3 protein-coding genes are annotated in these 1,443 nt (G+C 65.4%); 1 reads left to right on the forward strand and 2 read right to left on the reverse strand.

Translation table 11 applies throughout. The annotated features are described in order from the left end of the window. The coding region (locus tag MOV74_RS38115) for a sigma-70 family RNA polymerase sigma factor (RefSeq protein ID WP_246932657.1) at positions 1-445 on the reverse strand (445 nt) is incomplete at its 3' end. A 98-nt stretch (positions 446-543) separates the two neighbouring features. Between MOV74_RS38115 and MOV74_RS38120 the strand changes: the two genes are divergently transcribed. Next, positions 544-999, forward strand: a complete 456-nt coding sequence (locus tag MOV74_RS38120; RefSeq protein WP_246932659.1) for a carboxymuconolactone decarboxylase family protein — start codon at positions 544-546, stop codon at positions 997-999. Positions 1,000-1,045: 46 nt separating this feature from the next. On the opposite strand, the gene MOV74_RS38125 is transcribed toward MOV74_RS38120, so the two are convergent. After that, positions 1,046-1,443 (reverse strand): alpha/beta fold hydrolase (locus MOV74_RS38125; protein ID WP_246932661.1); only part of this gene is annotated, 398 nt, incomplete at its 5' end.

Here is a 1,443-nt window from a genome sequence, read left to right on the forward strand (position 1 = left end):
CGTCGACCGAGCGGCCGACAATCGGTGCGATCTCCTCGAAAGGGACTGCGAACATGTCGTGCAGCACGAAGGCGAGCCGCTCCGCAGGCTGAAGCGTTTCCAGCACGACGAGCAGCGCCGCGCCGACGGAGTCGGCCATCTCAGCCTCGCGCTCCCGCGTCTCGTCGACCGGCTCGGGCACATGGGGGCCCATCGGATCTTCCTTGCGCGACTTCCGTGCGCGCAGCATGTCGAGGCAGATGCGCGCGACCACGGTCGTCAGCCAGCCGCGCAGGTTTGCGACATCCGACATGTCGTAGCGGCTGACCCGCAGCCAGGCCTCCTGCACGGCATCATCGACCTCGGCGCCGGAACCTAGCATGCGGTACGCGACCGCGCGCAGATGGTCCCTGCTGGCCTCGAACTGGTGGCTGAGAAAATCCTCCTCAAAGTTTTTTTGCGTCATCGGTCACATTCCCTCGTCGCGATCCGTCATGCCCATGACGAAGCCAGTCCGGCCGATGTGACCGGAACCTTCGAAATTCGAGCGATGGAGACGAAAAGATGCACGCCCGCATGAATCACCCCGTCATGGTCCTGCCCGAGGCCATGAATGTCCTTCAGTCCCTCGGCAATCTGACCAAGCAGGGCTTGCCGGAAAAGCTCCTGGAACTGGTGCACCTGCGCGCCAGCCAGATCAATGGTTGCAGCGTCTGTGTCGACATGCATCCCAAGGTCGCGCGCAAGCTCGGTGAGACCGACGAGCGCCTGTTCGCCGTATCCGCCTGGCGCGATGCGCCCTATTTCACCGACGCCGAGCGCGCCGCGCTGGCGCTGACCGAGGCCGTCACGCGTCTCGCCGATCGCGAGGATCCGGTGCCGGACGCGATCTGGAGCGAAGCCGACAAGCATTTTGACGAGCGCGAGCTTGCGACGTTGATCGTCGCGATCGCGACGATCAATGTCTGGAACCGGCTCAACGCGACGATCAAGATGCCGGTCGGCGTGTGGAAGGTGTGAAGCCTCCTCCTTCGCCTCTCCCCGCTTTGCGGGGAGAGGTGCGCACCTACTTCGCCAAGAACCTGCTCACCACCTCGCCGAACTCGAGCGGGGCCTGCTCGAACATCCAATGGCCGGCATTCGGGATCACCGCCGTCTCGGCGCCTGCAATGTGCTCGGCGAGCACGCGCCACATCACGGACAGGCTGCCGGTGGTGGCGCCGCCGCCGATCAGCAATGTCGGCGTGCTGATCGCCTGCGCATCCGCGAGCGTATAGGGCCTGCGCTGCTCGTTGATCTGGCCGAGGAACGTCAGCGCGTTGTCGCGCAGTTGCTGCTTGGCCGCCGCCGGCACGCGCCGCCAGGAGCCGTCGCCTTCGATTCCCTCGTAGAAATTCTGCAGCGCGCCCTCGATATCGCCGGCGCGGATCATCTCGACCGACCGCGTCGTGCGCGCAGCCAGCG

The organism is Bradyrhizobium sp. SHOUNA76 (genome assembly GCF_023006445.1).
Lineage (GTDB): Bacteria > Pseudomonadota > Alphaproteobacteria > Rhizobiales > Xanthobacteraceae > Bradyrhizobium.